The organism is SAR86 cluster bacterium (assembly GCA_023703575.1).
Taxonomy (GTDB): Bacteria; Pseudomonadota; Gammaproteobacteria; order Magnimaribacterales; family Magnimaribacteraceae; genus Magnimaribacter.
The window spans coordinates 497,934-521,448 of the sequence record CP097969.1 but is presented as its reverse complement, the minus strand read 5'-3'; the positions used below and the strand labels follow the sequence as shown (position 1 = coordinate 521,448).

Annotated in this window: 25 protein-coding genes; 12 read left to right on the top strand and 13 right to left on the bottom strand. The window is 35.0% G+C overall.

Annotated features, from left to right (window positions below; all coding sequences use genetic code 11):
* Window positions 1-8: 8 nt before the first annotated feature.
* The gene (locus M9C83_02675) at window positions 9-164 is read right to left on the bottom strand and encodes a hypothetical protein (GenBank protein URQ67120.1); all 156 of its coding nucleotides are present in this window, start codon (window positions 162-164) and stop codon (window positions 9-11) included.
* Window positions 165-311: 147 nt separating this feature from the next.
* On the opposite strand from M9C83_02675, the gene M9C83_02670 reads away from it, so the two are divergent.
* The 4 genes from M9C83_02670 to M9C83_02655 are packed head-to-tail and all read left to right on the top strand — an operon-like array spanning window position 312 to window position 6,456.
* Window positions 312-1,967 (top strand): acyl-CoA carboxylase subunit beta, encoded by a 1,656-nt coding sequence (locus M9C83_02670; GenBank protein URQ67119.1) that lies wholly within the window; start codon window positions 312-314, stop codon window positions 1,965-1,967.
* Complete coding sequence (locus M9C83_02665) at window positions 1,964-3,886, top strand: biotin/lipoyl-binding protein (GenBank protein URQ67118.1); 1,923 nt, start codon at window positions 1,964-1,966, stop codon at window positions 3,884-3,886. Before M9C83_02670 ends, M9C83_02665 begins: the two co-directional genes overlap by 4 nt.
* A 4-nt stretch (window positions 3,887-3,890) precedes the next feature.
* Window positions 3,891-5,660, top strand: a complete 1,770-nt coding sequence (locus M9C83_02660; protein URQ67117.1) for a DUF1446 domain-containing protein — start codon at window positions 3,891-3,893, stop codon at window positions 5,658-5,660.
* A gap of 7 nt (window positions 5,661-5,667) precedes the next feature.
* A complete protein-coding gene (locus M9C83_02655) occupies window positions 5,668-6,456 on the top strand; it encodes an enoyl-CoA hydratase-related protein (protein URQ67116.1) in 789 nt (262 codons plus the stop codon).
* Between the two features lies 1 nt (window position 6,457).
* Here the strand turns inward: M9C83_02655 and M9C83_02650 are convergent, their stop codons facing one another.
* On the bottom strand, window positions 6,458-7,264 hold the full coding sequence (locus M9C83_02650) for a DMT family transporter (protein ID URQ67388.1): 807 nt from the start codon (window positions 7,262-7,264) through the stop codon (window positions 6,458-6,460).
* A gap of 93 nt (window positions 7,265-7,357) precedes the next feature.
* Here M9C83_02650 and xseA point away from each other — a divergent pair, with 93 nt between their 5' ends.
* Both xseA and M9C83_02640 read left to right on the top strand, forming a co-directional pair.
* Window positions 7,358-8,707 carry an exodeoxyribonuclease VII large subunit gene (xseA, locus tag M9C83_02645; protein URQ67115.1) on the top strand — a complete coding sequence of 450 codons (1,350 nt, stop codon included), beginning with the start codon at window positions 7,358-7,360 and terminating at the stop codon, window positions 8,705-8,707.
* Window positions 8,673-9,533: a M23 family metallopeptidase gene (locus M9C83_02640; protein URQ67114.1), complete on the top strand. Its 861-nt coding sequence runs from the start codon at window positions 8,673-8,675 to the stop codon at window positions 9,531-9,533. Before xseA ends, M9C83_02640 begins: the two co-directional genes overlap by 35 nt.
* Window positions 9,534-9,539: 6 nt before the next feature.
* On the opposite strand, the gene M9C83_02635 is transcribed toward M9C83_02640, so the two are convergent.
* Window positions 9,540-10,004 carry a TlpA family protein disulfide reductase gene (locus tag M9C83_02635; GenBank protein ID URQ67113.1) on the bottom strand — a complete coding sequence of 155 codons (465 nt, stop codon included), beginning with the start codon at window positions 10,002-10,004 and terminating at the stop codon, window positions 9,540-9,542.
* 15 nt (window positions 10,005-10,019) lie between these two features.
* On the opposite strand from M9C83_02635, the gene arsC reads away from it, so the two are divergent.
* Together arsC and sppA are read left to right on the top strand one after the other, a co-directional pair.
* Window positions 10,020-10,373, top strand: coding sequence for an arsenate reductase (glutaredoxin) (gene arsC, locus M9C83_02630; protein URQ67112.1), 354 nt, complete (start codon window positions 10,020-10,022; stop codon window positions 10,371-10,373).
* 7 nt (window positions 10,374-10,380) lie between these two features.
* Window positions 10,381-12,216: a signal peptide peptidase SppA gene (sppA, locus tag M9C83_02625; GenBank protein ID URQ67111.1), complete on the top strand. Its 1,836-nt coding sequence runs from the start codon at window positions 10,381-10,383 to the stop codon at window positions 12,214-12,216.
* On the opposite strand, the gene M9C83_02620 is transcribed toward sppA, so the two are convergent.
* Genes M9C83_02620 through M9C83_02610 form a run of 3 tightly spaced genes read right to left on the bottom strand, consistent with a single transcriptional unit; the run spans window position 12,191 to window position 14,475 of the window.
* Window positions 12,191-12,919, bottom strand: a complete 729-nt coding sequence (locus tag M9C83_02620) for a DnaA/Hda family protein (protein URQ67110.1) — start codon at window positions 12,917-12,919, stop codon at window positions 12,191-12,193. The two genes, sppA and M9C83_02620, sit on opposite strands and share 26 nt — an antisense overlap.
* On the bottom strand, window positions 12,916-13,461 hold the full coding sequence (locus M9C83_02615; protein URQ67109.1) for a CDP-alcohol phosphatidyltransferase family protein: 546 nt from the start codon (window positions 13,459-13,461) through the stop codon (window positions 12,916-12,918). Before M9C83_02615 ends, M9C83_02620 begins: the two co-directional genes overlap by 4 nt.
* A 3-nt stretch (window positions 13,462-13,464) precedes the next feature.
* Window positions 13,465-14,475: a DUF2066 domain-containing protein gene (locus tag M9C83_02610; GenBank protein ID URQ67108.1), complete on the bottom strand. Its 1,011-nt coding sequence runs from the start codon at window positions 14,473-14,475 to the stop codon at window positions 13,465-13,467.
* A 64-nt stretch (window positions 14,476-14,539) separates the two neighbouring features.
* Here M9C83_02610 and purM point away from each other — a divergent pair, with 64 nt between their 5' ends.
* Genes purM through M9C83_02595 form a run of 3 tightly spaced genes read left to right on the top strand, consistent with a single transcriptional unit; the run spans window position 14,540 to window position 16,902 of the window.
* Window positions 14,540-15,592 carry a phosphoribosylformylglycinamidine cyclo-ligase gene (purM, locus tag M9C83_02605; protein ID URQ67107.1) on the top strand — a complete coding sequence of 351 codons (1,053 nt, stop codon included), beginning with the start codon at window positions 14,540-14,542 and terminating at the stop codon, window positions 15,590-15,592.
* A 5-nt stretch (window positions 15,593-15,597) separates the two neighbouring features.
* Window positions 15,598-16,203, top strand: coding sequence for a phosphoribosylglycinamide formyltransferase (purN, locus tag M9C83_02600; protein URQ67106.1), 606 nt, complete (start codon window positions 15,598-15,600; stop codon window positions 16,201-16,203).
* Window positions 16,204-16,206: 3 nt separating this feature from the next.
* Window positions 16,207-16,902: a DUF3108 domain-containing protein gene (locus M9C83_02595; GenBank protein URQ67105.1), complete on the top strand. Its 696-nt coding sequence runs from the start codon at window positions 16,207-16,209 to the stop codon at window positions 16,900-16,902.
* Here the strand turns inward: M9C83_02595 and dcd are convergent.
* From dcd to M9C83_02570, 5 genes are all read right to left on the bottom strand, one after another.
* A complete protein-coding gene (dcd, locus tag M9C83_02590) occupies window positions 16,899-17,468 on the bottom strand; it encodes a dCTP deaminase (protein URQ67104.1) in 570 nt (189 codons plus the stop codon). The genes M9C83_02595 and dcd overlap by 4 nt on opposite strands.
* A 92-nt stretch (window positions 17,469-17,560) precedes the next feature.
* Complete coding sequence (locus M9C83_02585) at window positions 17,561-17,968, bottom strand: hypothetical protein (GenBank protein URQ67103.1); 408 nt, start codon at window positions 17,966-17,968, stop codon at window positions 17,561-17,563.
* Entirely contained in the window at window positions 17,969-18,583 is a 615-nt protein-coding gene (gene recR, locus M9C83_02580) for a recombination mediator RecR (protein URQ67102.1), read from the bottom strand.
* A complete protein-coding gene (dnaX, locus tag M9C83_02575) occupies window positions 18,580-20,214 on the bottom strand; it encodes a DNA polymerase III subunit gamma/tau (GenBank protein ID URQ67101.1) in 1,635 nt (544 codons plus the stop codon). The genes recR and dnaX overlap by 4 nt, the downstream gene beginning before the upstream one ends.
* 37 nt (window positions 20,215-20,251) lie before the next feature.
* On the bottom strand, window positions 20,252-20,713 hold the full coding sequence (locus tag M9C83_02570; protein URQ67100.1) for a recombination regulator RecX: 462 nt from the start codon (window positions 20,711-20,713) through the stop codon (window positions 20,252-20,254).
* Between the two features lie 74 nt (window positions 20,714-20,787).
* On the opposite strand from M9C83_02570, the gene M9C83_02565 reads away from it, so the two are divergent.
* Entirely contained in the window at window positions 20,788-21,918 is a 1,131-nt protein-coding gene (locus tag M9C83_02565) for an iron-containing alcohol dehydrogenase (protein ID URQ67099.1), read from the top strand.
* Between the two features lie 214 nt (window positions 21,919-22,132).
* Here the strand turns inward: M9C83_02565 and M9C83_02560 are convergent, their stop codons facing one another.
* Window positions 22,133-22,891, bottom strand: coding sequence for a Bax inhibitor-1/YccA family protein (locus tag M9C83_02560; protein URQ67098.1), 759 nt, complete (start codon window positions 22,889-22,891; stop codon window positions 22,133-22,135).
* A 14-nt stretch (window positions 22,892-22,905) separates the two neighbouring features.
* Window positions 22,906-23,415, bottom strand: a complete 510-nt coding sequence (locus M9C83_02555) for a DedA family protein (protein ID URQ67097.1) — start codon at window positions 23,413-23,415, stop codon at window positions 22,906-22,908.
* Window positions 23,416-23,515: the final 100 nt, after the last annotated feature.

Below are 23,515 nucleotides of genomic sequence, written 5' to 3'. Positions count from 1 at the left end.
CAATAAATTCAAAATTTTCTAAGAGGAAATTCCTCTTTTGAAGCAATCTTTTCAGCTCTAAGGATAATATAGTAAGCAAAACTAATTTGTTCGATACCCTTTGCTTTCTTTTTTGATTCATTTAATAGGTCGGGGTCAAAAGAATTTCTATTGATCTCTTCCATGACCATACCTATATGGAAACGATTGGCTTGCATAAGTAATTTTATAAAAATATCCTTTTGTTACTAACTCTCAATTGTTAATATTCGGTAACCCATTTTTGGACGATTTTTAAAATAGCGCTTTGGAGAGCATTATACAATCAAGATATGAAAAATACCCTATTAGCACCTGCCCTGGAAAGTAAGATCGACAATAGATCTGAAGAATTTAATCAATATAAAGATGCTATGTTAGAAAAACTAGATGGCATTGAAGACTTGCTTGATTATGTTGAACTTGGTGGAGGAATGCATCACCACGAGAGACTCGCTGCTAGAGGCAAAATGTCTGTTAGAGATAGAATTGCTAACTTTTTAGATCCAGATACACCCTTCTTAGAGATAAGCTCTTTAGCTGCTTACGCATCTGATTATCCCGTTGGAGGGGGTGCGGTTGCAGGTATCGGAATAGTAGCAGGAACAGAAGTAGTTATTTTTGCAAATGATCCTACTGTTCTGGCTGGTGCAATGCATGCTTTTTCGGGAAAAAAATGGTCTAGAGCAATGGAAATTTCGAGGGTAAACAAAATTCCTTATGTTCAATTTGTGGAGTCAGCTGGTGGTGATTTGAGAATGGGAGGAGGCAAAGGCAAAAAAGGTGCAGCTGGAACTATATTAGGTGCTGGTCACTTTGCCGAATCAGGTAGAACTTTCTATGAAGTTACAGAGCTATCAAAATTAAGAATTCCAACTATATCAATTGTTTTTGGATCTTCAACAGCTGGAGGAGCCTATCAACCTGGTATGTCTGATTACAATATTTTCATCAAAAAGCAATCTAAAGTATTCCTTGGAGGTCCGCCACTTGTAAAAATGGCTACAGGAGAAGAGTCTGATGATGAAACTCTTGGTGGAGGGCAAATGCATGCAGAAGTTTCAGGGTTAGCTGATTATCTTGCCGAAGATGAAATGGATGCTCTTAGGATAGGAAGAGAAGTTGTGTCTCACTTAAATTGGAGGAAAGAAGGTAAAGAACCTACTATGAAAGCTGATGATCCAATTCTAGATAGCGAAGATCTTCTAGGGTTAGTGGATCCAGATTTAAAAAGACCTCTTGATGTTAGGGAGGTTATTGGACGTATTACCGATGGCTCAAGATTTGAAGAATTTAAACCTTTATTCGGGCCCACTCTAATATGTGGTTTCGCAGCTATTCATGGATATACAGTTGGTATATTGGGTAATAATGGACCTATTTTTCCAGATACAGCTGCTAAGGGTGGTCAATTTGTTCAGTTATGTAATCAAATAGACATACCCATTATCTTTCTACACAACATTACTGGTTTTGTTGTAGGAAAAGACTATGAACAAGCTGGTCAAATTAAAAGAGGAGCTCAATTTTTAAATTCTGTTTCGAATTCGACCGTTCCTCATCTCACTATTATCTTAGGGGCCAGTTACGGGGCAGGAACTTATGCAATGTCGGGTAGAGCTTATGATAATAAATTTACTTTTTTGTGGCCGACAGCAAAGGTTGCAGTAATGGGCCCTCAGCAAATTGCAGGAGTAATGTCGATAGTTCGTAGAGCTAGAGCTGCACGAACGGGAGAAAAATTTGACGAAAAAGAAGATGCCAAAATGGTTGCATTTGCTGAAAAGGCTCAAGAGGAAGGTTCACTTGCCCTAAGAGCAACTGGTGCGATTAGTGATGATGGGATTATAGATCCTAGAGATACACGAACAGTGCTGGGAATGTGTCTATCTTTGGTTAATGGAAGAAATATCGAGGGTTCACCTGGATATGGAGTATACAGACTATGACTTTTCATAAATTATTAATTGCTAATAGAGGCGAAATAGCTTGCAGAATTATTAAAACTGCTCATGAAATGGGCATTGCTTGTGTTGCTGTCTATACAGAGGCCGACAGCTATTCGCCATTTGTTCGAATGGCAGATCAAGCCATAAAGTTAAGTGACTCTTACCTAAATGGTAACGAAATAATTAATGCTGCTAAACAAACTGGTGCTGAAGCAATTCATCCTGGTTATGGTTTTCTTTCAGAGAATGCAAAATTTGCCAGAGCCGTTCAAAAGGAAGGCTTGATTTGGGTAGGACCTAATTCAAGAGTGATAACCTCAATGGGAGATAAATTGAAAGCTAAAGATATAGCTGAAAAGGCTGGTGTCCCAACTCTGCCAATGACCACTGATCCTAAAAAAGCAAACTCTATTGGCTATCCAATTCTTATAAAAGCTGCCGCAGGCGGTGGTGGAAAAGGTATGCGGATAGTTGAAGATAAAAAAGATCTGAAAGAAGCTATTGCTGGAGCTCAAAGAGAAGCTAAGACTGGTTTTGGAGATGATCGAGTCTTCATAGAAAGATACGTAGCATCCTCTAGGCATATTGAAATACAAATTTTAGGGGATTCTCATGGAAATGTAGTCCACCTCGGAGAAAGAGAATGCTCTATACAAAGAAGGCATCAAAAAATCATAGAAGAGTCTCCTTCTCCAAGAGTTAATCCAGAGATGAGAGCTGCGATGGGTGATGCAGCAATTAAGCTTGCTAAAAAGCTTAAATATGAGTCCGCAGGCACAGTTGAATTCTTAGTAGATGATAAGACTGGAGAGTTTTGGTTTTTAGAAGTTAATACCAGATTACAAGTTGAGCATCCTGTCACTGAAGAAGTTACTGGTAAGGACTTGGTCTATGAGCAACTGCGCATTGCTAGGGGAGAAGAACTTGGCTATTCTCAAGATGATATTACTTGGACAGGTTCTTCTATAGAGGCCAGATTATATGCTGAAGATCCCTCTAATGACTTTTTACCTGCTACTGGAACTCTTATTGCTTATGAAAGTGACATCAATATAGATGCAAGGTGGGATACAGGAATTGAACAAGGATCAGTAGTAGGTACAGATTTCGATCCAATGCTTGCAAAGGTCATAACTAAAGGCAAAACTAGAGTGGATGCCGCGAATAAACTTGCCTTAGCCCTGGAAAGCTTGCACATAGGTGGAGTAACTACTAATAGAGATTTTTTAGTAGCTTCATTGAGATCAAAAGACTTTTTAAATGGAAAAACAACTTCGGACTTCATCGAAAAGACTAATCCTCAAAGAGCAGTAATTCTTGACGGCGAGTCTCTTGAAAATGCTTTATCAGCTGCTTCATTATGGATACAAGGTCAAAATAGAGAGAATGCAACTATTTTAAGAGAAATACCTACTGGATGGAGGAATTCTCGACTTCCTGGACAAAAAATAACCTTTAATTATCTTGATCAAGATATTGAAATTACTTACAGATCAAATAGAGATGGTTCTTTTACAGTGAATAATGGAACAACTGCAAAAATAATTGAATGGACTCCTTCAGGTATCGATATTGAAGTCAATAATTCAAGATTCTTTTCGAAGATAACAAGAGACAGTGACAGTATTGTAGTCCATGGTCCTTGGGGAGATGTACTATTTAAAATCTTACCTAGATTTACTTTACCTGGCTCAGAGCAGCAAGCAGGAGGCTTAGTTGCTCCTATGCCAGGAAAAGTTATTGATCTGAAAGTTAAGGTAGGCTCGAAAGTTAAAAAGGGAGATACCCTCGTGATTCTAGAGGCTATGAAAATGGAACATCAAGTTAAGGCTTCTGAGGATGGTAAGGTTACTAAGGTTTTAATTAAAAAGGACGATCAATTAGAGAATGGTGCTCTATTAATGGTCGTTGATAACTAAATTAATGGCAAACTCTAAAGATAAAATAATTATAGGTAACTGCAGTGGTTTCTATGGAGATAGACTTTCGGCCGCAAAAGACATGGTTGATGGTGGACCTATTGATGTCCTCACAGGTGACTATCTAGCTGAACTAACTATGACAATCCTCTACAACCAAAAGATGAATAGAGGAGCAGATCAAGGATATGTAGGTACCTTTTTGAAGCAGTTCAAAGATGTAGCAGCGTCTTGCCAAGAAAAAAATATAAAAATAGTTACGAATGCAGGAGGTCTAAATCCCTCGTCTATGGCGAACAAAATTGAAGAAATTATTCAAGAATTAAATTTAGATTTAAAAGTTGCTTATATTGACGGTGATGATCTTATTCCAAGGTTTGAAGAGCTAAAAAAAGCAAATGAGCCTCTAGCTAATATGGAAAAAGGTATTTCTCTTCATGATTACTCCAAAAGGCCTCTTACTGCAAATGCATATTTCGGTGCCTGGGGCATCAAAGAAGCCCTAGATCATGGCGCTGATGTAGTGATCTGTCCTAGAGTAACAGATGCTGCAGTTGTAATTGGTCCAGCAGCTTGGAAATATAATTGGTCTAGGGATAATTATGATGCTTTAGCCGGAGCTTTAGCTGCGGGTCATGTAATTGAATGCGGAGCTCAAGCTACTGGAGGTAATTATTCTTTTTTTCATGAAGTCCCCTCTTTCTTCAATATCGGTTATCCAATTGCTGAGATATATGAAGATGGAAGTTTCACGATAACAAAACATCCTGGAACAGGTGGTTTAGTATCTGTTGGTACAGTCACTGCACAACTTTTATATGAAATTGGTTCACCTGCTTATATGAATCCTGATGTCATTGGACACTTTGACACCCTGAAGATGGAACAAGAGGCAGAAAACAGAGTTTTTGTAAGTGGATGCAGAGGGTCAAGTGCTCCAAAGACTCATAAAGTTTGCGTAAACCTTGCTGGCGGTTTTAGAAATGGAACAGAGATCCTATTAACAGGAATTGATATTGAGGATAAAGCTAAACTAGTCACAGATCTAATATTTGATAATGTAGGAGGGAAGGATCAATTTGATCATGTTGATATTCAACTTATAAGGACAGATCATGATAATCCGATTTCTAATGAAGAAGCACAAGCATCTCTAAGAATTTCTGTATTGTCACAAAATCCTGATCTTGTTGGACGACTTTTTAGTGCAAAGATAGTTGAATTAGGTTTGGCGAGCATACCCGGTTATACGGGAAGATCCGGAATGCCTTCAGGTCCTTACATTCAATATTGGCCTGCTCTAATCGATTCTAAATTTATAAAAGAAAACGTTCATTTTGAAGGAAAAATAATAGAAGTCGAACCAACTAGTCAAATGGATTTCGAAGAAACCTATTATCAAAAGCAACCTTATGAAAATGAAGTCCCATCTTACGAAAATGTTTCTACGGCAAAATTTGGAAGCCTTTATGGAACTAGATCCGGCGATAAAGGTGGATGCGCTAATTTAGGTGTTTGGGCAAAAACTCAGGAGGCATATTCATATCTATATGAATTTCTCTCAGTAGAAAAGCTTAAGGAGCTATTACCAGATCTGAAACAATATGAAATAGATAGGTACGAACTGCCCAATATACTCTCACTGAACTTCTATGTTCATGACATCTTACAAGATGGAGTTTCCTCCTCGACTCGTCTAGACGGCCAAGCAAAATCTTTAGGTGAATACTTGAGAGCGAAAGATATTGAAATACCCGATTTTTTAAAAAATTAATACGACTATGGAAAATAAACTATCTCTCGAAGGATTAATATTTCAAGCCACCAAAATAAAAGTAGAAAATAATGTACTCACCATTACCCTTAATAGGCCTGAAAAGAAAAATGCACTTAATAATGTGATGATGAATGAAATTTGTTATGCATTGTCTTATGCAAAGCAAGAAAGGGAAATCAGAGTTGTAATAATTGCTGCCGAAGGAGATGTTTTTTGTGCGGGAGCCGATCTCAGACGAGAAAAGGCAGAATCAAATGTGCCCAAAATAGAGGGATCTGATGATATTAGTCTTCTCATTAGACATTTATACAAACCTGTAATTTGTAAGATACAAGGCTCAGTTCACGCAGGTGCCCTTTTAATGGTTACAAATTGCACACATGCTATTGCGACTGAAGAAGCTAAGTTCTCAGCTCCAGAGATTCTTAGAGGTGTCTGGCCTCATATGGTTATGGCCGGATTATTTAGAGTTATGCCAAAAAGAGCTGGATTAGATTTTTGTATGAGAGGTCAAGCAATCGATTCTAAGAAGGCTGAGCAATGGGGTTTAATTAATCAATCTGTACCTAGCGATCAATTAGATGAAGCTGTTGATAGACTAGCATCGGATCTTGCAAACTTAGCACCCGGAACAATGCAATTTGGTTTAGAAGCTTATGTTAATCAAGATGCTATGAATTTTGATGAAGCTCTTCCATATCTAGGTAAGAAGAGTGCTGAAACATTCGCCGGCCCTGATGCCCAAGAAGGTATAGCAGCTTTTCTTGAGAAAAGAGAACCTAAATGGGATTAGCTCATTCTCTTGAAGCTAAATAAATAGCAGCCAAAACTATTAATCCCCCGGCCATTTGTAACGGGCTCAATAACTCTTGCAGAAAAAACCATCCATAAAATGCAGCCGCCACAGGTTGCATCAAAAGTACTAATGAAGATAAATGGGCGGAAACTTTTGAAATTCCTGACGTAATTAAACCTTGAGCAAGAGTTTGAGAAAAAATAGCATAAGAGATGAGTATAAAAAACTCTGATTTGCTTAGGATCAAGCTGTCCGTTTCAATCAAGCTAATGGGAAGCAAACAAAGAGTAGTTATTATTGTTACCAAAAAAAGAGTTCTTGCTGGTTGAAGTATATTGGTCAGATCTTTTATAGATAATATATATCCTGCATAAAAAACAGCAGCTAGGATTCCCAATGAATCCCCGAAAATCATTATTTGCTCTCCTGGCAATATGACAAGAAATACTCCCATTAAGGCAAGCAATAAAGTAACTATAAAAAAGATTTCAATTTTATAGCCAAGAAATAAGACACCAAAGATAACAACAAAGACTGGCGCTATATTTGCCATGAGTGTTGCATTAGCAACCGACGTAAAGGTCAAAGACCAATTCCAAATTGACATGTCCAAAGCAAAACATAATCCGCCTAATACCAGAAAGAAAAATGTCTTTTTATCCCAAATAATCTTTGCGGAATCATTTCTTTCTTCAAATTTCATCCAGGCATATAAAAAAGGCAATGCAAAGAGGGATCTATAAAACGCTATCAATGAGGGTGATGAATCACTTAGTTTTACAAAAATTCCGGAACCTCCCAACATTGAAGCACCAATAAGTAATAAGAAAATACCTTTAACAAGATCTCTCGATATATTTTTTTCTTCGTTCAAAATCTTCAGTTATACTTTTGTAACATGAGCCAAGTTCCATCGAATAATCAAGAAATTATTTCGGTATCTGACATTAATAACCTTGCTAAAGGTTTATTAGAAAAGGATTTATCTAATGTTTGGATACAAGGCGAAATTTCTAGCTTCACAGCTCATGGATCAGGCCATTGGTACTTTACCATAAAAGATAAGAAGTCCTCTTTGAGTTGTGTCATGTTTAAATTTGAAAACCAAAGTGTTTTATTTGATCCTAAGATCGGGGATGAACTTATTCTAAATGGCAATATTAGTATTTACGCACCTTCAGGAAGATATCAATTTAATGTAAAACATATAGAGGTTTTTGGCGAAGGAGCATTATTAAAAGCATTTGAAGATCTAAAAATAAAGCTAGAAAATGATGGTCTCTTTGATCAAAGTAGAAAAAAATTGATTCCTAAACTTCCTTTAGCAGTTGCTGTAATCACTTCGGAAACGGGAGCGGTATTTCAAGACATCATAAACGTGCTTAGAAGAAGATCACCATTTATTAAACTCACTTTGGTGGAATCTCAAGTTCAAGGAAGAACGGCAGATAAAGAAATTGTTAAAGCAATTAGGAGAGCCAATAAAGTAGTGGATTTTGATGTGATTATTTTAGCTAGAGGTGGCGGATCAATAGAAGACTTGTGGTGTTTTAATATGGAATCTGTTGCAAGAGAGATCTCAAAATCTCAACTTCCAATAATTAGTGCCATTGGTCATGAAACTGACTTTACAATTAGCGATTTTGTTTCGGATTTGAGAGCACCTACGCCGTCTGCAGCCGCTGAAATAATAAGTCAGAATCATACTAATTTATTGGAATCCTTCTCAAGGAATAAAGACACTATTGAAAAGGAATTGCTAAATAAAATTGAAGCCTTAAAAGAAGTGCTCGATTTTAAAATGGCTCTCATCAGACATCCTGGCGAAAAATTGAGAGAGACATCACAAAAATTAGATAATTTTGAAACAAGGATGAAAGATCTTTTGTTGAATATAGCCTTAGATAAGAAAAATAGATTAGAGAGAAATACCTCACAACTGAAGGCCTCTTCTCCAAAAATAGATATCAAATTTAAACAAACTAAAATAAACGAAAGTTATTTAAATCTTATTAACTCCATAAAATTGAATATTGAGAAAACCAAAAAAAGCTATCTTAAAAATATCAATACTTTAGAGGCGGTAAGCCCTTTGGCTGTATTGAGCAGGGGCTACTCAATTGTGACAGACGATACTAATAAAATTATTACCTCTTCTGAAGAGTTAAACATAAATCAAAAAATTAAAGCAAGATTTCAAAAAGGAGAAATTCTTGCTCAAATACTTAATAAGATTGATGAAGACTAAGTCTTTAGTTTTATTGATATGTTTATTATCATCTTGTGCAAACCTTCCTACTCTTAACAACATCGAAAGCTGTTCTTATCCTATGGATAAGAATTATCCAGGAGGATTAGTTAACTATTATCTGAAGTCGAATGATTCAGATTTAAAGAATAAGTTACAAATGAGCAATCTCAAATTTACGATTTGTAGAGATGACGATTTTAATGCGAACATTCTTGTTCCAATTCCGCTTACTTATAGTAAGAATAAAATTGAAGTAATCCTCAATAATGAACTTATAGACTCGATAGGTATTGAGAATAAATTTTATAGGGAATCTAGGATACAGATAAAGAATAAAGACTTAGTCAATCCTCCAAGTTCAATGCAAGAAAGAATCGAAAGAGAGTACCTACAAGGTTTGACCGCGAAAAATACCTTATCGTCCTCAGATCTCAAGCAAACAAAGATGGTTATACCCGTAATAGGTATAACTAGCAGTGAATTTGGTGTAAGAAGGTTTATAAATGGGAAGCCTAGAAATAGACACATAGGTTTGGATATTGCTGCCAATGAGGGAGAACCTATTAGAACTCCTTTAGATGGTAAAGTAATTCTTATCGGTAATTTCTTTTATAAAGGAAATGTCGTTTACCTAGATCATGGAAATGGCTTGGTAAGTAGTTATTCTCATATGAGTAAAGAGGCTGTCGTAATGAACCAATCGTTGATTGCAGGAGAGGTACTTGGATATGTTGGTAGCACAGGAAGGGTTACAGGACCTCATTTACATTGGGAGGTATATTTCCTAGGCATACCAATAAATCCAGAAATATTTATTAATTAGTTATTTTCAAAGCCCTAATAGAGCTTCGAGGCTCTCCTGTGTTTGAGGTCCTATTAATGTGTGGATGAGCTCACCCTCGGGATCAAGAACATAGGTAGCTGGTAAGCTTGGTGGAGACTCCCATCCAAACAATGCTCCAGGATCATTTAAAATACTTGGGACATTAACACCAAATCTGATAATTTGATTTTCCAATTCTTTACCTTCAAGTCTATCGAAGTTATAAGTTAATACTAGAGCCTGTGCCTTATTATCATTATAAAAATTTTCAAGTTCAGGCATCTCTTTAATACAAGGTGGGCACCAGTCTGCCCAATAATTTACGATTAACCACTTTCCTAAAAAGTCATCCACTTTCCCAGAACCTCCATCAGCAAGCCTGTAATCTGGTTCTGAGCAAGCACTTAAAATAAAAATAAGATTTATAAGTAAAATATATTTTGTCTTGTAATATAGATCTTTTAATGTCATTTAATTTTTTATCCTATGAAGCATTTTACCATTTACCACAATCCAAGGTGTAGTAAATCCAGACAAACATTAGATTTATTAAAGCAGGAAGGTATTAATCCAAAAATCGTCTTATATCTTGAAGACCCACCGTCAGAATCTGATTTAACGAAAATTTTGGATTTCTTAGGAATTGAACCTAGAGAATTACTTCGAACCGGTGAAGTCGAATATAAAGAATTGAATTTGAAAGACAGGACTCTAGACAACTCAAAAATTATTAAACTTATGTCTGAAAATCCAAAATTAATTGAAAGACCAATTGTTGTTTCAAGCAATCAAGCTATCATAGGTAGACCTCCAGAAAATGTCTTAAATTTAATAAACTAAAAGGAATATGGAACAAAAAACTCTCTTAGAAAAATTTAAAAGTAATCCACTTTTTTGGCTTTTTTCAGGAAAATTATTTTTTTTATCACTGAATATAATTTTTTCAATCGTCATAATCATTTCAATATTTTCTTTTATCAGCTCTTTATTTGTAGATGAATTTAAAGATCCAACTAATAAAGCACTAGTAATTAACCCGATGGGACCAATTGTTGAACAAATTACAGGTACAAATGATCCTATCGATCAATTTAGCGGTAATTTACCAAGGGAATTGTATGTTGGGGACTTACTGGAAGTTCTGGAATCGGCAGCCATAGATGAAAGAGTACAGAATGTCTTATTAAACTTAGATAATATGGATGAAACCGGTCAGGCAGTTTTATATGATGTCGGAGTTGCTTTGCAAAAAATTAAGGATGCAGATAAGACGATAATCGCTGTTGGGGATTATTATTCTAGAAGTGGTTATTATCTTGCGTCATTTTCCGATGAGATAATCATGAATAATGATGGATTGGTTGGCTTAGATGGATTTGGACGCAGTAGATTATTCTTTAAATCTTTTCTCGATAAGATCAAAATAGATTTTAATGTTTTCAGAGTAGGTACTTATAAATCTGCAGTAGAACCATATCTTGATAATAAAATGTCTAAAGAAGCTAAAGAAGCTAATTTGGCTTATTTAAATGTTCTTTGGGACTCTTATAAAGATGAAGTTTCAAAGAATCGCGAGATGACGTCCGATGAGATTCAGTACCTAGTTGATAATGCTGATAAGGTTTTAACAGATAAAAGTGGCTCTACATCTGAAGCTTTCCTTGATTATGGGTTGGTAGATAAGTTATTACCAAGAACAAAAACAAGATCTTATCTCAGAGAATTATTTGGTGAATCTGAAGACAAGAAATCCTTTGCCAGAATCTCTGGTTTTGAGTATCTTCAACTTATTCGCTCAGAAAAAAAAGACCTAGGAGGTAAAGATAAGATAGCTGTCATAGTGGCTAAAGGGACTATAGTTGATGGTGTGCAGCCTCCAGGGACAATTGGAGGTGATTCAACCTCAAGACTTATTAGGGAAGCATATGAAGATGAAAATGTTAAAGCTATAGTCCTGAGAGTCGATTCAGGCGGGGGTGGAGTATTTGCATCTGAACAAATTAGACAAGAACTTTTAGAGGCGAAAGAAAAAGGTTTAAAAGTTATTGCTTCAATGGGAAATGTCGCTGCTTCCGGTGGATATTGGATTTCAGCTAATGCAGATGAAATCTGGGCTTCTCATAACACTATAACTGGATCGATAGGAATCTTTGGTTTGCTTCCAACATTTAATAGAGCCCTTAATGAAATTGGTATCAACAGCGATGGTGTCAAAACCTCAAAGATCGATCTATCAGGAGATGTCACTCAACCATTAAGTGAAGGTTTATCAAACATAATCCAAAGTGAAATTGAGTATGGTTATAAACGTTTTATAGGATTAGTTAGCGAAGCGAGAAATATTCCAATAGATCAAGTTGATCAAATTGCTCAAGGTCGTGTATGGGCCGGAACATCAGCAAAAGAGCTAGGCTTAGTTGATAAAATCGGAAATCTAAAAATGGCTATAAAAAGAGCAGCTGAGCTAGCTGAAATTAGTGAATACACAACCTATTATCCTACTCAATCTGTTGATTGGAGAACGCAATTGGCGAAAAGATTTTCAGGCTATGTAAGTTGGGTGATACCACCTTACATAAAAGATAATTTGGTAGTAAAAAATGCAATCAATGCTCTAAAAGATATAAATCAGTTTAATGATCCTAAAGGAATTTATATCATTTGTGAGGACTGCCCGATCTAACTTTTAATAGTTGTCGGATAAGGTATGGGTTTACTTTTTTCTTTTTCTCAAGAGAGAAGTCATCAATGTCGCTTAAGAGTTGCAATAGATCGGATAAGCTTCTAGAAGTATTGTTGATAATAAATTCTTTTGTTTTTGTATCCAAATCAATGCCCTTTCTAGCTGATGACTGAGATATTGCATCTAATTTTTCTTCATTGGTAATCTCTGGAACTTCGATGGCAGTAAAATATGCCAATCTAGAGTGTAAATCTTTAAGGTCTATTTCAAGATCTTTTGAAACTATTCTAGATGATAGATAAATTTTGATTTTGCTTGTCAGGGCACTGTTGATGAGTGAAAAAATTTGAGTTTCCCATTCCTCACTTTTTGGAAGATTATCTATATTCTCAATCAGTATGACATCTAAGGCCTCTAGGTGCTGTAAGATTTTGTGAGATGATACTTTCCTATCAGTGAGGGATAAGTGAAAAGTTCTCTTACCCTGATTAATAAACTCTCTATTTAAAGCTTGCATTATGTAAGATTTTCCAACCCCTTCTCTTCCCCATATATAAAATAAATTTGAGATTGAGTCTTCTCGTAGTGTACTTTTAAGGAAGTTTAAACAATCTCTATTACTATCGCATTCAATAAACCTATCCAAGCTTACAGTATCATCAAGTTTGATGTTTAGACTAAGCTGATCTGGTGATTTGCTCATAAAAATTGTTTAAAAATTAATTTGCCCTCGCTTTTAAAGTAATAAAAAAGACTTAATAATGTAAAAATTATCACCCCAGACATAGCTATCCATGCAAAGTAAAAAGGTAAAATTTGGAAAGCAGATTGAACTAAAAGAATAATAAATAACGCTATTGTCCATCCTGTGTAATGTTTTCCCCATCTATTAGAAAGAGCTTGTTTATTATTGAATAGAAGAAGATGTAGCATAGCTCCTATTAGTACAATTCCATCTCTTGAAAGTATTATATATACAAACCACAGAGGGAGTTTGTCCGAAAAAGCAAGAGCTAATAAGGTTGCCACAATCAGACATTTATCAGCTAATGGATCAGCAAATTGACCAAAGGCGCTTTGCCAATTGAATTTACGTGCTAAATATCCATCTAAGCCATCTGATAGACCGGCAATAATGAAAAGAATCAAAGCCAAAAGATCATTACCTTGGTAAATATAAAAGCTAATTGGTACTACCAAAATAAATCTCAGAGAGGTGATGATGTTTGGGATAGCAGATAACATGACTTAACTATTATTATATTTGTAAGAAATTATTTCCCTAGAACTATTATCTATTCCTTTGAAATCATCATTGATATTTAATAAGTTTTTAAGATCTTCAGATTTGCCATAATGTGAAAGTAAAATATCTAGTTTATCTCCCTCAACCTTTTCTAAAGAAACCCCATACACAAGTACTTGCGAGTTCAAGTTACTCAAAACATCTTCTAAAAATGAAAGACTAGTTATACCGACAATCCTTATAGAGGTTTTATTCTTTAATTTCTTGTCAACAACTAGTGATTTTTTTGAATTAACTCTATCTAATAAATAATTGAGGGCTTCTTGGGGAGAAGACTGTCTTCCTAGAGATGTTAAGCATTTAGGACTATCTAATAGAAGACCGAATTCATCTTTAATGGTGCATAGTAACCATGCATCTAAATCATATCTTCTGGACATTCTTTTCATAAATTTTTCTGCAGATATTGATCCTAAAGCTTCAAAATAATTGATATCCATCAAATCCATTAACGGATTTATAATTTTTGAATTTCTCTTATTAGATAACGGAGTAAGTATTTTTTCTAAATTGTTACATTTCTCGTACTCTTCTTTTGATTTAATGCCATTGCTCTCCTCTTTACATGGAAGATAAGACAAAATTAAGTTGTCATTAGATAACCAAAGGGGTAATTCATTTTCGGATAAATAAGACCTAATCAGATCCCCTTCAAAAATAAAACTTGCATAAATTTTTTCATCTTCCGTTCCCAATTTGTATTGATTTATATACTTTTCAGGAGTTTGTAACATTTTGGAAATAGATTTTCCTTTTATTATTTGTGAATCTCCACTGATAGTCACTAATAGTGAAGATAGTGCAAGTTGCATTCCCTCTTTAATTGAAACCTGATCTGTTCCCTCAATAAAAACTTGAGATTCATAAGTCTTTTTTAAGCTGAATATTTCTTGTGAGTTGACAAAGCAAGTTAAATGAAGAATTGCGAAGCAGAGAATTAATTTTTGTAACATCTTTAATAAATCAGGAAGTATTTACCTAAGGTTGATAAAATAAAGCAAAATCTAATTTAAGTCGATGGCTAAGAGAGATAAAGAACATAAAGAATTGAGCTACAAAAAATCTGGTGTTGATGTTGAAGCTGGATATGCTCTTATAGATAAAATTAAGCCTTTTGTGGAAAAAACAAAAAGACCGGAAATCTTGAGTGGACTTGGTTCCTTTTCAGCTCTGAGTAGAATACCAAAACATATAAAGAATCCTATTTTAGTGACTTGCACAGATGGTGTGGGCACAAAGATCGAAATAGCAAAGGAATTAAATAATTTTGATAGTATTGGTATTGATCTTGTAGCTATGTGTGTCAACGATTTGATCGTCTGCGGAGCAGAACCACTCGTATTTTTAGATTACTATGTAACTGATAAGCTGAAAGTTGAAACTGCTGCAGATGTCATCAAAGGGATTGCAAAAGGTTGTGAGCTAGCAAATTGTTCCTTGGTAGGCGGTGAAACAGCGGAGCATCCCGGTGCCTTTCCTGAAAATAGTTTTGATCTTGCTGGGTTTGCACTAGGTGTTGTTGAGGAAACCGAAATTTTGGGTATAGAAGGTCCTAAAAATGATGACATTTTAATTGGGATAGAATCCTCTGGTTTTCACTCTAATGGGTTTTCTTTAATCCGTAAGGTTATAAATGAGTTTGATATTGATCTAGAAAAAAAAATTGGTCGTGAAAAACTAGGGAACATACTTCTAAAACCAACTCATGTGTACGTAAATGAAATCTTAGCTTTGAAAAAAATAACAAGTATCAATGCCATTGCACACATAACAGGAGGCGGATTCGATGAGAATATTCCACGTATGCTTGGAGAAAATCAAAAGGCTATTATTAAACATGACTTTGATGATTGGCCTTCTGGAAAATATTTCAAATGGCTAATGGAAACAACTGGTATACCTAAAAAGAATCTAATTAATACATTTAATTGCGGTGTAGGTTTGATAATCTCTGTAAATAAATCAAATGAAGAAGATGCTTTAGGTGCCTTGAATCAATCTTTGTTTGCAAAAACCATAGGAAAAGTTCAAGAAAAAGAACCGAACGAATCGCAAATCTTATATGTCTAATTTAAATGAGTAAGTTTAAAGTAGCTGTCCTTATATCGGGCGGTGGTTCTAATTTACAAGCTATCATTGATAAGTTCCAATCAGACGAAACTATTGAATTGTCTTGCGTTTTAAGCAATAAAAAAGATGCACATGGATTAAAGAGGGCTTCCAAAGCAAATATTGATAATTTTTTTGTAGACCATACTAATTACCCTTCTAGGGAGGACTTTGATAGGAAGTTAATAGGAACTCTGGAAAAATACAAACCTGATTTAGTTGTTCTGGCAGGATTTATGAGAATTCTTAGTCCTCTATTTGTAAATAAATACTTAGGTAAGTTAATAAATATACATCCCTCCTTATTACCTAAATACAAAGGCCTAGATACTCATAGAAGAGTATTAGAAAATAATGAAGAATATCATGGCGTTACAGTTCATTTTGTTGACAATACGTTAGATGGAGGGCCAATATGTGCCCAATCGAGTTTAAAAGTAGAAACAAAAGATATAGAAGAACTGCAAAGAGCTATCCATGAATTAGAGCATGAACTTTATCCATGGGTTATTGATCAAATAGCAAATAAAAAAATCTTTTTGTCCGACGGGGAAATAGTTAAAAAAGTATAGATAATGAAAATAATACACTCCTTGATATTAATAATTGCTGTATCAATGCAAATATTAAGAGCTGAAGAAGAAATTAAACCTTCTCGTGCTACATTAGAGAGTAATGTGGGTGAAATGCAGGTTGAAATGATCAAATTAGATAATGGCTCTTGGAAGTTAACGTCTTTATTAGATGGGGGTTCAATAGTCAGAAGGGAGGAATCTGAGGTTTTTGAACTTATTGATAATCAAATTAAACCTTTAAACTATAAATTTAATCAAAGAATATTATTCAGAAGGTATAAGGCTTCAGCTGAATTTGACTGGAATAAAGATGAAGTTTCATTTATTGAAAATAAAGATCAAGGAATTATTGCTCTCCAAGATAATGTATTAGGCCCAAGTTCGGCATCGTTGCAATTACGCCTAGACTTTAGAGAGTTTGGTGAAGAAAATATTCCTGATGAGATTTCTTACATCGTATATTGGAAAGGTGCCATCAAAAATAGAGTTTATAGTGTAAAAAAAGATAAAGAATCTGTCGAAACTTCTTTTGGCACTTATGAGGCTTATAAAGTTTCTAGAAAATTTAATGACGAAAGTGATCGATCACAAGTATTTTGGCTAGCACCTGATTTAGATTACTCAGTCATTAAAATTTATGACAAGAATGATAGAGAAGTTGAAATAAAGATTAAAGACTTTCAGGAGATGGGTTAGGCCTTAGGTAAAGTTACGCCTCTTTGGCCTTGATATTTACCACCTCTATCTTTGTAACTGACTTCGCATTCTTCATCAGATTCTAAAAATAGCATCTGAGCCACGCCTTCATTGGCATAAATTTTAGCAGGCAGGCTAGTGGTATTGGAAAACTCCAAGGTAACATGGCCTTCCCATTCTGGTTCTAGAGGAGTTACGTTCACTATAATCCCACACCGTGCATATGTAGATTTACCCAAGCAAATAGTTAAAACATTTCTAGGGATTTTGAAATATTCAATAGTACTAGCTAGCGCAAAAGAATTAGGTGGAATTACGCAAACCTCACTTTGAACATCAACAAAACTATCCTCGTCGAACCTCTTCGGATCAACAGTAGCAGAATTGATATTGGTAAAGACCTTAAATTCATCTGAACATCTAACATCATAGCCATATGAAGAAGTACCGTAAGAGATTAATTTCTCGTCATTTTTTCCTAGCCGTACTTGGTTTAATTCAAAAGGCTTAATCATTTCATGATTAATTGCCATTTCCTTGATCCACCTATCAGATTTAATACTCATTTTTTTTATTGATTATTACTACGTATAATAATGCGGAGTAAATAAAAAACATAAATATTTATTTCAAGAATGAAGTGGCTTAGCTATTTCTTTTAAAAAGCACCTAAATGTTTTGGCTTTACAAACTTTGATAATAAGTAGCCTGTTATTAGCCAATTTATTGATTTACCGAAAATAATTACCAAACTCCAAGTTAGTGAATTATTAGACCAAAAAATATCAACTTCGTTATAAATAGAAAAAGAACTTCCCAAAAGAAAAATAAATAATATTCTTTTTTTTGGTGTATCTAACATAGACATCACTCTGTACATTATCCAAGTTAAAATAAGAATAACAGTAAATTTCAGAAGGAAACTCCATAAAAAGTCATTGGTGGTAACAGCATTTTGATGCTCAGGAACAAAAGAAATTAGAAATGTACTCGCAATGTAAAAACCTGCAAGTCCACATGTAAAATTTACTAATGTTGTAAAAAGAAGACCAAAGAAAAACTTCATTTAGTCTTCCATTCGTATGTTTTGTCTTCCACTAAACGCATGCATTATAGTTCCTCTATCAACATACTCTAATTCTCCTCCTAAAGGAACACCTCTAGCTAATTTTGTCACCTTAAGATTCTCTATAGTCTTGATTTTGTCATAAATGAAATGAGATGTAGTTTCTCCCTCTAGCGTTGAATTGGTAGCTAAAATAATTTCTTCTATCCCTTCTTCTCTAGCTCTTGCAAAAAGTTTTTCAAGTCCGAGCTCATCAGGGCCAATATCATCAATCGGTGAAAGGTGCCCATGCAATATAAAATATTGACCTGTAAATTGGTTGCTCATCTCAATTGCAAATACATCCGAAACAGATTCAACAACGCATATCTGCTTCTTGTTGCGTTTTTCATTAGAACAAATTTGGCAAATCTCATCTTCTGTAAATATTCTACAATTCGAACATTTATCCACGCTTTCCAAGGCATTACTAAGAGTATTCGCTAATATTAAGCCAGCATTCTTATTTCTTTCAAGAAGATGAAGAACCATCCTCTGAGCTGACTTAGGGCCTACGCCGGGCAAGCACTGAAAAGCCTCTATTAGGCTATCTACTAGAGGGCTAACTTTACTCACTTTTCTGTTCTAGGTTCTATTGATGACTCAACCACCTTAGCTCCAAATGCTTCAACTAAATTTTGAACATTAGGATCTTGCTCAATTTCTCTTTTAGCCTGTTTTAATTCTTTTCTTTTTTCTTCTTCCTTAATCTGATTTGGAGATTCGTCTGAGTACCCCCCCTCCTCTAAAAATAAGTTACATTGAGTATTAAAGTGAGAAGAAAGAGCATCTTGAAGTTGTTTTCTATGCTTTCCACTAAAAACACTTAGTTTTTCACTAGGCATAGATAAATAAATTACCGTTTCATCAGACTTGATAAAGGAACAGTGAGAAGCTAATTGCTTTGTACCCGGATCGAGTTTTAATTTGTCAAACACTCTCTTCCAATTTGTTGAACTGATATCAATTTTTTGTAAATTCTTTACTTCAATATCTTGATTTATTTCTTTTTTTTCTACCTTTACATCTTCAGGTGAATTTTCAGTTTTGCTTATTTTTGAAAAAGTATCAGTTTTACTGTCTATTTCCAATGACTCAACTTTTTTTTTAAGTTCTTCCATTTCATTAGGAATAAAAGAGACCATTCTGAGAAGAGCCATATCGAAACCACCAGACAAGCTTGGAGCTAATTCCATATCACGTTTAGCAATCAGTCCTATTTGATATAACATCTGGAGATCTTCTTCAGAAAGAAGTTCCATCAATTTCAATGCTTCACCTTTGTTGAGATCAATTTCATCAAGAATTTCTTCAGAGACTTTGGCGAAAGATAGTAATTGTAGGTTTTCTAGAATTAAGTCCATCAACCTAAAATAATCGATACTTAATTGATTGATTTCATTGAGATTATCCAATAAAGACTTTGGATCCCTTTGTGCAATATTGTTGATCAATTTTAGTACGTTGTCTGAGGGAAGTGTACCTAACATATTCGCCACAGCTTCACTTGAAAGCCTGCCTTTACAAAAAGCAATGGCTTGATCGGTAATTGTCAGGGAATCTCTCAAGCTTCCTCTTCCTGCTCTGGCTATTTGCTCTATAGCATCAATATCAAAATCGATGCCCTCTTCTTTCAAAATATAAGAGAGTCTTTCTATTAATTGTTTATTGGTGAGATTTTTAAGATTGAATTGCAGACATCTTGAAATTACAGTGGCAGGAATTTTCTCAGGCAAGGTAGTAGCTAAAATAAAAATAACATGCTCTGGTGGCTCTTCTAAAGTTTTTAGAAGCATGTTAAAACTTTGAGTTGAAAGCATATGAACTTCGTCTAACAGGTATACTTTATATCTTGAAGAACTAGGCATATGCATAACTGTTTCTAAAAGCTGTTTCGTATCATCAACCCCTCTGCTTGATGCAGCATCTATTTCCTGGAAATCCATAAAGCTTCCATCAGCAATTGATAAGCATGTAGGGCATTTTCCACAAGGTTTAGAATCTAGTCCCTCTTCACAATTTAGACTTTTAGCCAATATCCTGGCAATGGTAGTTTTTCCAACACCTCTGGTGCCGCTTAAAACAAATGCCTGATGAACCTTTTGATTATCTAAGCTATTAGATAGGGCCTGAACCACATGTTCTTGCCCGACGACTTCTGAAAAGTCATTGGGTCTCCATTTTCTAGCTAAAACTTGGTAACTCATGTTGTCTTCATTAGTATAGTTTAAGTAAGAAGAAGTTTTATAAATTTTCCTTATTGAATTCTAAAAAAGCCTTATCTATATCTTGAAATTCGTAACCTCGGTAATTTAAGAATTTTTTTAATTTAAGAATCTCCTTAGTTTCCGTAAGATTTTTTCCATTCGTCTTCTTTTTTAAAGCTTTCAGAGCACATGCCGTCCAATCAGTATCTCTTTGAATAGAATCAAAAATACTTTCTTTTATACCTCGTTGGCTAAGTTCATTCTTGATTCTGAGAGGGCCGAAACCTTTATTTTTTCTGCTTTGAAAATAACTTTCGGCAAATCTTTCATCACTCAATAAGCCATCCTCTACTAGATCGTCAATGGCTTGAAGCAACATATCTTGAGATTCAACCCTGTGCGAAAGTTTTTGAAAAATTTCTTTTACGGAGTGCTCTCTTCTTGAAAGAAAATCCATAATCTTTAATCTAATTGTTTGTGGTTGATCTAAAATTTTCATTCCTCATTAAGTATATTCTTTCTAAATATAATAAAAAACATATAGAATTATGTTCTTTAATTTGGAAGAAAATTATGCAGCTAAATTATTTAAATAAACCTTACTTTGAAAATGGGTCAATAAAAAATATATCTTCAGTTTTACAAGATCTTGGAGTAAAAAACCCACTCATATGCACTGATCCTGGCCTAGCTTCCATTGGGATGTCCGACAAGATTAGGGGTCTTCTTTCAAATGAATTATCTCCTACTTTTTATGAAGAAACTCCCGCTAATCCTACCGAAGAGGCAGTAAATATTGCCCTCAAAGCATATAAAGAAAATAATTGTGACGGAGTAATAGGTTTTGGCGGTGGTTCAAGTATGGATTTAGCCAAAGCAGTTGCATTAATGGCTAATCATGAAGGAGATGTTGTAGATTATTCTGTTAATGAGGGGGGCGTAGGAAAAATTAATGAAACTATGCCGATGATAGCTATTCCTACAACTTCAGGGACTGGAAGCGAAGTATCATTAGGAGCAGTGATAATCATGAATGATGGAAGAAAGCTTATTTTAGCTAGTGATCATTTAAGACCTGATGCTGCTATATGTGATCCAGAGCTTACCCTTGGATTGCCTCCTACTCTAACTGCAGGTGCAGGAATGGATGCTTTAACGCATTGTATAGAAGCGATACTTTCTCCTGTTATAGACCCGCCTGCTGAAGCAGTAGGTTTAGATGGAGTTGAAAAGGTTGTTGGTGAAGAGAGCTTGATTAGGGCAGTAAAAGATGGTCAAGATAAAGAAGCAAGATGGAATATGATGATGGCCTCTACTGAGGGAGCAATGGCTTTTTCAAAAGGACTAGGCGCAGTCCATTCCATGAGTCATGCAATAGGTGCAGACCAAGAACTTAGACTACATCATGGAACGTTAAATGGTGTTATCTTGCCCACAGTCTTGAGATTCAATAGAGATCATGTTGGCAATAAGTATTCAAAAATATTGCGTGCCATGGGAAAAGATAAATCCAAGGATCTAGCAGAGGAGATAGAAATCCTTAATAAAGCCATCGGTCTACCCAGTGGCTTAAAAGAGATGGGAATTACGGAAGAAATGATTCCGGGGCTTGTAGCTCACTCCATGACTGACCCTAGTAATGCTACAACACCGAGACTACCTACCCAAGATGAGTGGGAAAAACTCTTCTTAGATGCAATGTAGTTTAGGAAAGAATAAAGAAATTAAGGAAATAAAGTATAAGAAAGAATGCAAGGGCTATCGTTATACAACTTCTGAACGAAAATTTTCTGCCCGACCAATCTATTCTATCTTCCCTTTCAGTTTGAGACTTAGAAGCCTTCATCTTACCTAAGTAGAAAAACACGGCAAAAGAAAGCAATGCAAGACCACCAAAGAAGATGGTATTTAAATCCATCTAGTTACTTCTTAGTTTTGTAAGTAATCTGAGTATTTCTAAATAAAGCCAAACTAAAGTAACCATTAAAGAGAATGCCCCAAACCATTCCATATGTTTAGGAAGTCCATTCTCAGAGCCTTGTTCAATAAAATCAAAATCTAGAACTAAGTTTAATGCAGCAATACCAACTACAAATAGACTAAATCCAATTCCCATAATTCCGTTAGAGTGAATAAATCCAATACCTTCTCCTCCACCAAACAAGAGCATTCCAATATTAACAATATAGAGAAGTCCTATACCCGCTGTCGCGCTAACTATCATTAGTCTAAAATTCTCAGTCGGCTTAATTATGCCAGTTTTGTAACACACAAGTAGAGAAGCTAGTGTTCCAAAAGTAAGACCGATGGCTTGTATAGCAATACCCGGAAATTGAGATTCAAACATGACCGTTATACCACCTAGAAAAAGGCCTTGAGAAGCAGCATATAAAGGAGCTGTCATGCCAGCCGATGTAGGACGAAACATTGTTATCAGGGCCAGTATTAATCCTCCGATAGCCCCAAAGCCCATTAATGCAGGATTAGGAATGTTCCAGCTGATAGCTGAAGTTGCAAAGCACAAAGATAAAAGGATTCCAGTTTTATTTACCGTACCATCTAAAGTCATTTTTTGTGCAACAGGAAGATCTCTAAATTGAGCATCTCCATCAAATTTGTTTCCGAAGACAGGATTTCCTGATCTTCCGAAAGTATCTAAAGCTTGATGTTTTGACATAATTTTATTATCTATTAAAAAAAGTTAATTATATTATCTATTCCTATTATCAAAATTGCCAGTGCAATTGACCATATTAAGCAAGCAAGTATTGAGCTAATAAAAAAAACAATAGGTTTCATCGATGAAATGCCGGCTATAAACGGAATAAAAGGTCTTATTGCTGGTATCAGTCTTCCAATTAGAATTCCAACCCAACCATATTTTTTAAAAAAATCTTCTCCTCTATTAAAGACTGCTTGTCTTTTTTGTAAAAAATTGAGTCTCTTCAATCTCGGTCCAAAAAGTAAACCAGAGTAAAAACTTAGGGTATCCCCAACCCAAGAACCTAATCCGGCCCCTATGCAAATGAAAGCAAGCTTAATATCAGATTCACTGAGTCCAACTGCAAATAATAAAAGAATCACACTAGGCCATACTGCACCTGAAATAAAAAAAGATTCAAGAAAACCTATAATAAACATCGCAAGGCCAGCATACTCTGGATTGCTTATAATCCAATTTAAGAACTGTTCTGAATTCATTTGAGTTAGGATATTTATTAAGAAAATTTTAAATTTAAGTTAGATACATGATAAAGAAATGGGAAAAAAATTCTTCTAAATATTTATTAGAGAATAAAAT

Excerpts from the sequence above, each read along its gene's own strand:
- M9C83_02585 (URQ67103.1), bottom strand. The coding sequence starts at position 17,968 with ATGAAGTTTTTCTTTGGTCTTCTTTTTACAACATTAGTAAATTTTACA.
- M9C83_02595 (URQ67105.1), top strand. The coding sequence starts at position 16,207 with ATGAAAATAATACACTCCTTGATATTAATAATTGCTGTATCAATGCAA.
- M9C83_02650 (URQ67388.1), bottom strand. The coding sequence starts at position 7,264 with ATGTTGGGAGGTTCCGGAATTTTTGTAAAACTAAGTGATTCATCACCC.
- dcd (URQ67104.1), bottom strand. The coding sequence starts at position 17,468 with ATGAGTATTAAATCTGATAGGTGGATCAAGGAAATGGCAATTAATCAT.
- purN (URQ67106.1), top strand. The coding sequence starts at position 15,598 with ATGAGTAAGTTTAAAGTAGCTGTCCTTATATCGGGCGGTGGTTCTAAT.
- M9C83_02635 (URQ67113.1), bottom strand. The coding sequence starts at position 10,004 with ATGACATTAAAAGATCTATATTACAAGACAAAATATATTTTACTTATA.
- M9C83_02560 (URQ67098.1), bottom strand. The coding sequence starts at position 22,891 with ATGTCAAAACATCAAGCTTTAGATACTTTCGGAAGATCAGGAAATCCT.
- dnaX (URQ67101.1), bottom strand. The coding sequence starts at position 20,214 with ATGAGTTACCAAGTTTTAGCTAGAAAATGGAGACCCAATGACTTTTCA.
- M9C83_02620 (URQ67110.1), bottom strand. The coding sequence starts at position 12,919 with ATGAGCAAATCACCAGATCAGCTTAGTCTAAACATCAAACTTGATGAT.
- purM (URQ67107.1), top strand. The coding sequence starts at position 14,540 with ATGGCTAAGAGAGATAAAGAACATAAAGAATTGAGCTACAAAAAATCT.
- sppA (URQ67111.1), top strand. The coding sequence starts at position 10,381 with ATGGAACAAAAAACTCTCTTAGAAAAATTTAAAAGTAATCCACTTTTT.
- M9C83_02670 (URQ67119.1), top strand. The coding sequence starts at position 312 with ATGAAAAATACCCTATTAGCACCTGCCCTGGAAAGTAAGATCGACAAT.
- M9C83_02615 (URQ67109.1), bottom strand. The coding sequence starts at position 13,461 with ATGTTATCTGCTATCCCAAACATCATCACCTCTCTGAGATTTATTTTG.
- M9C83_02570 (URQ67100.1), bottom strand. The coding sequence starts at position 20,713 with ATGAAAATTTTAGATCAACCACAAACAATTAGATTAAAGATTATGGAT.
- M9C83_02565 (URQ67099.1), top strand. The coding sequence starts at position 20,788 with ATGCAGCTAAATTATTTAAATAAACCTTACTTTGAAAATGGGTCAATA.
- M9C83_02655 (URQ67116.1), top strand. The coding sequence starts at position 5,668 with ATGGAAAATAAACTATCTCTCGAAGGATTAATATTTCAAGCCACCAAA.
- M9C83_02675 (URQ67120.1), bottom strand. The coding sequence starts at position 164 with ATGGAAGAGATCAATAGAAATTCTTTTGACCCCGACCTATTAAATGAA.
- arsC (URQ67112.1), top strand. The coding sequence starts at position 10,020 with ATGAAGCATTTTACCATTTACCACAATCCAAGGTGTAGTAAATCCAGA.
- M9C83_02665 (URQ67118.1), top strand. The coding sequence starts at position 1,964 with ATGACTTTTCATAAATTATTAATTGCTAATAGAGGCGAAATAGCTTGC.
- M9C83_02610 (URQ67108.1), bottom strand. The coding sequence starts at position 14,475 with ATGTTACAAAAATTAATTCTCTGCTTCGCAATTCTTCATTTAACTTGC.
- M9C83_02660 (URQ67117.1), top strand. The coding sequence starts at position 3,891 with ATGGCAAACTCTAAAGATAAAATAATTATAGGTAACTGCAGTGGTTTC.
- M9C83_02555 (URQ67097.1), bottom strand. The coding sequence starts at position 23,415 with ATGAATTCAGAACAGTTCTTAAATTGGATTATAAGCAATCCAGAGTAT.
- xseA (URQ67115.1), top strand. The coding sequence starts at position 7,358 with ATGAGCCAAGTTCCATCGAATAATCAAGAAATTATTTCGGTATCTGAC.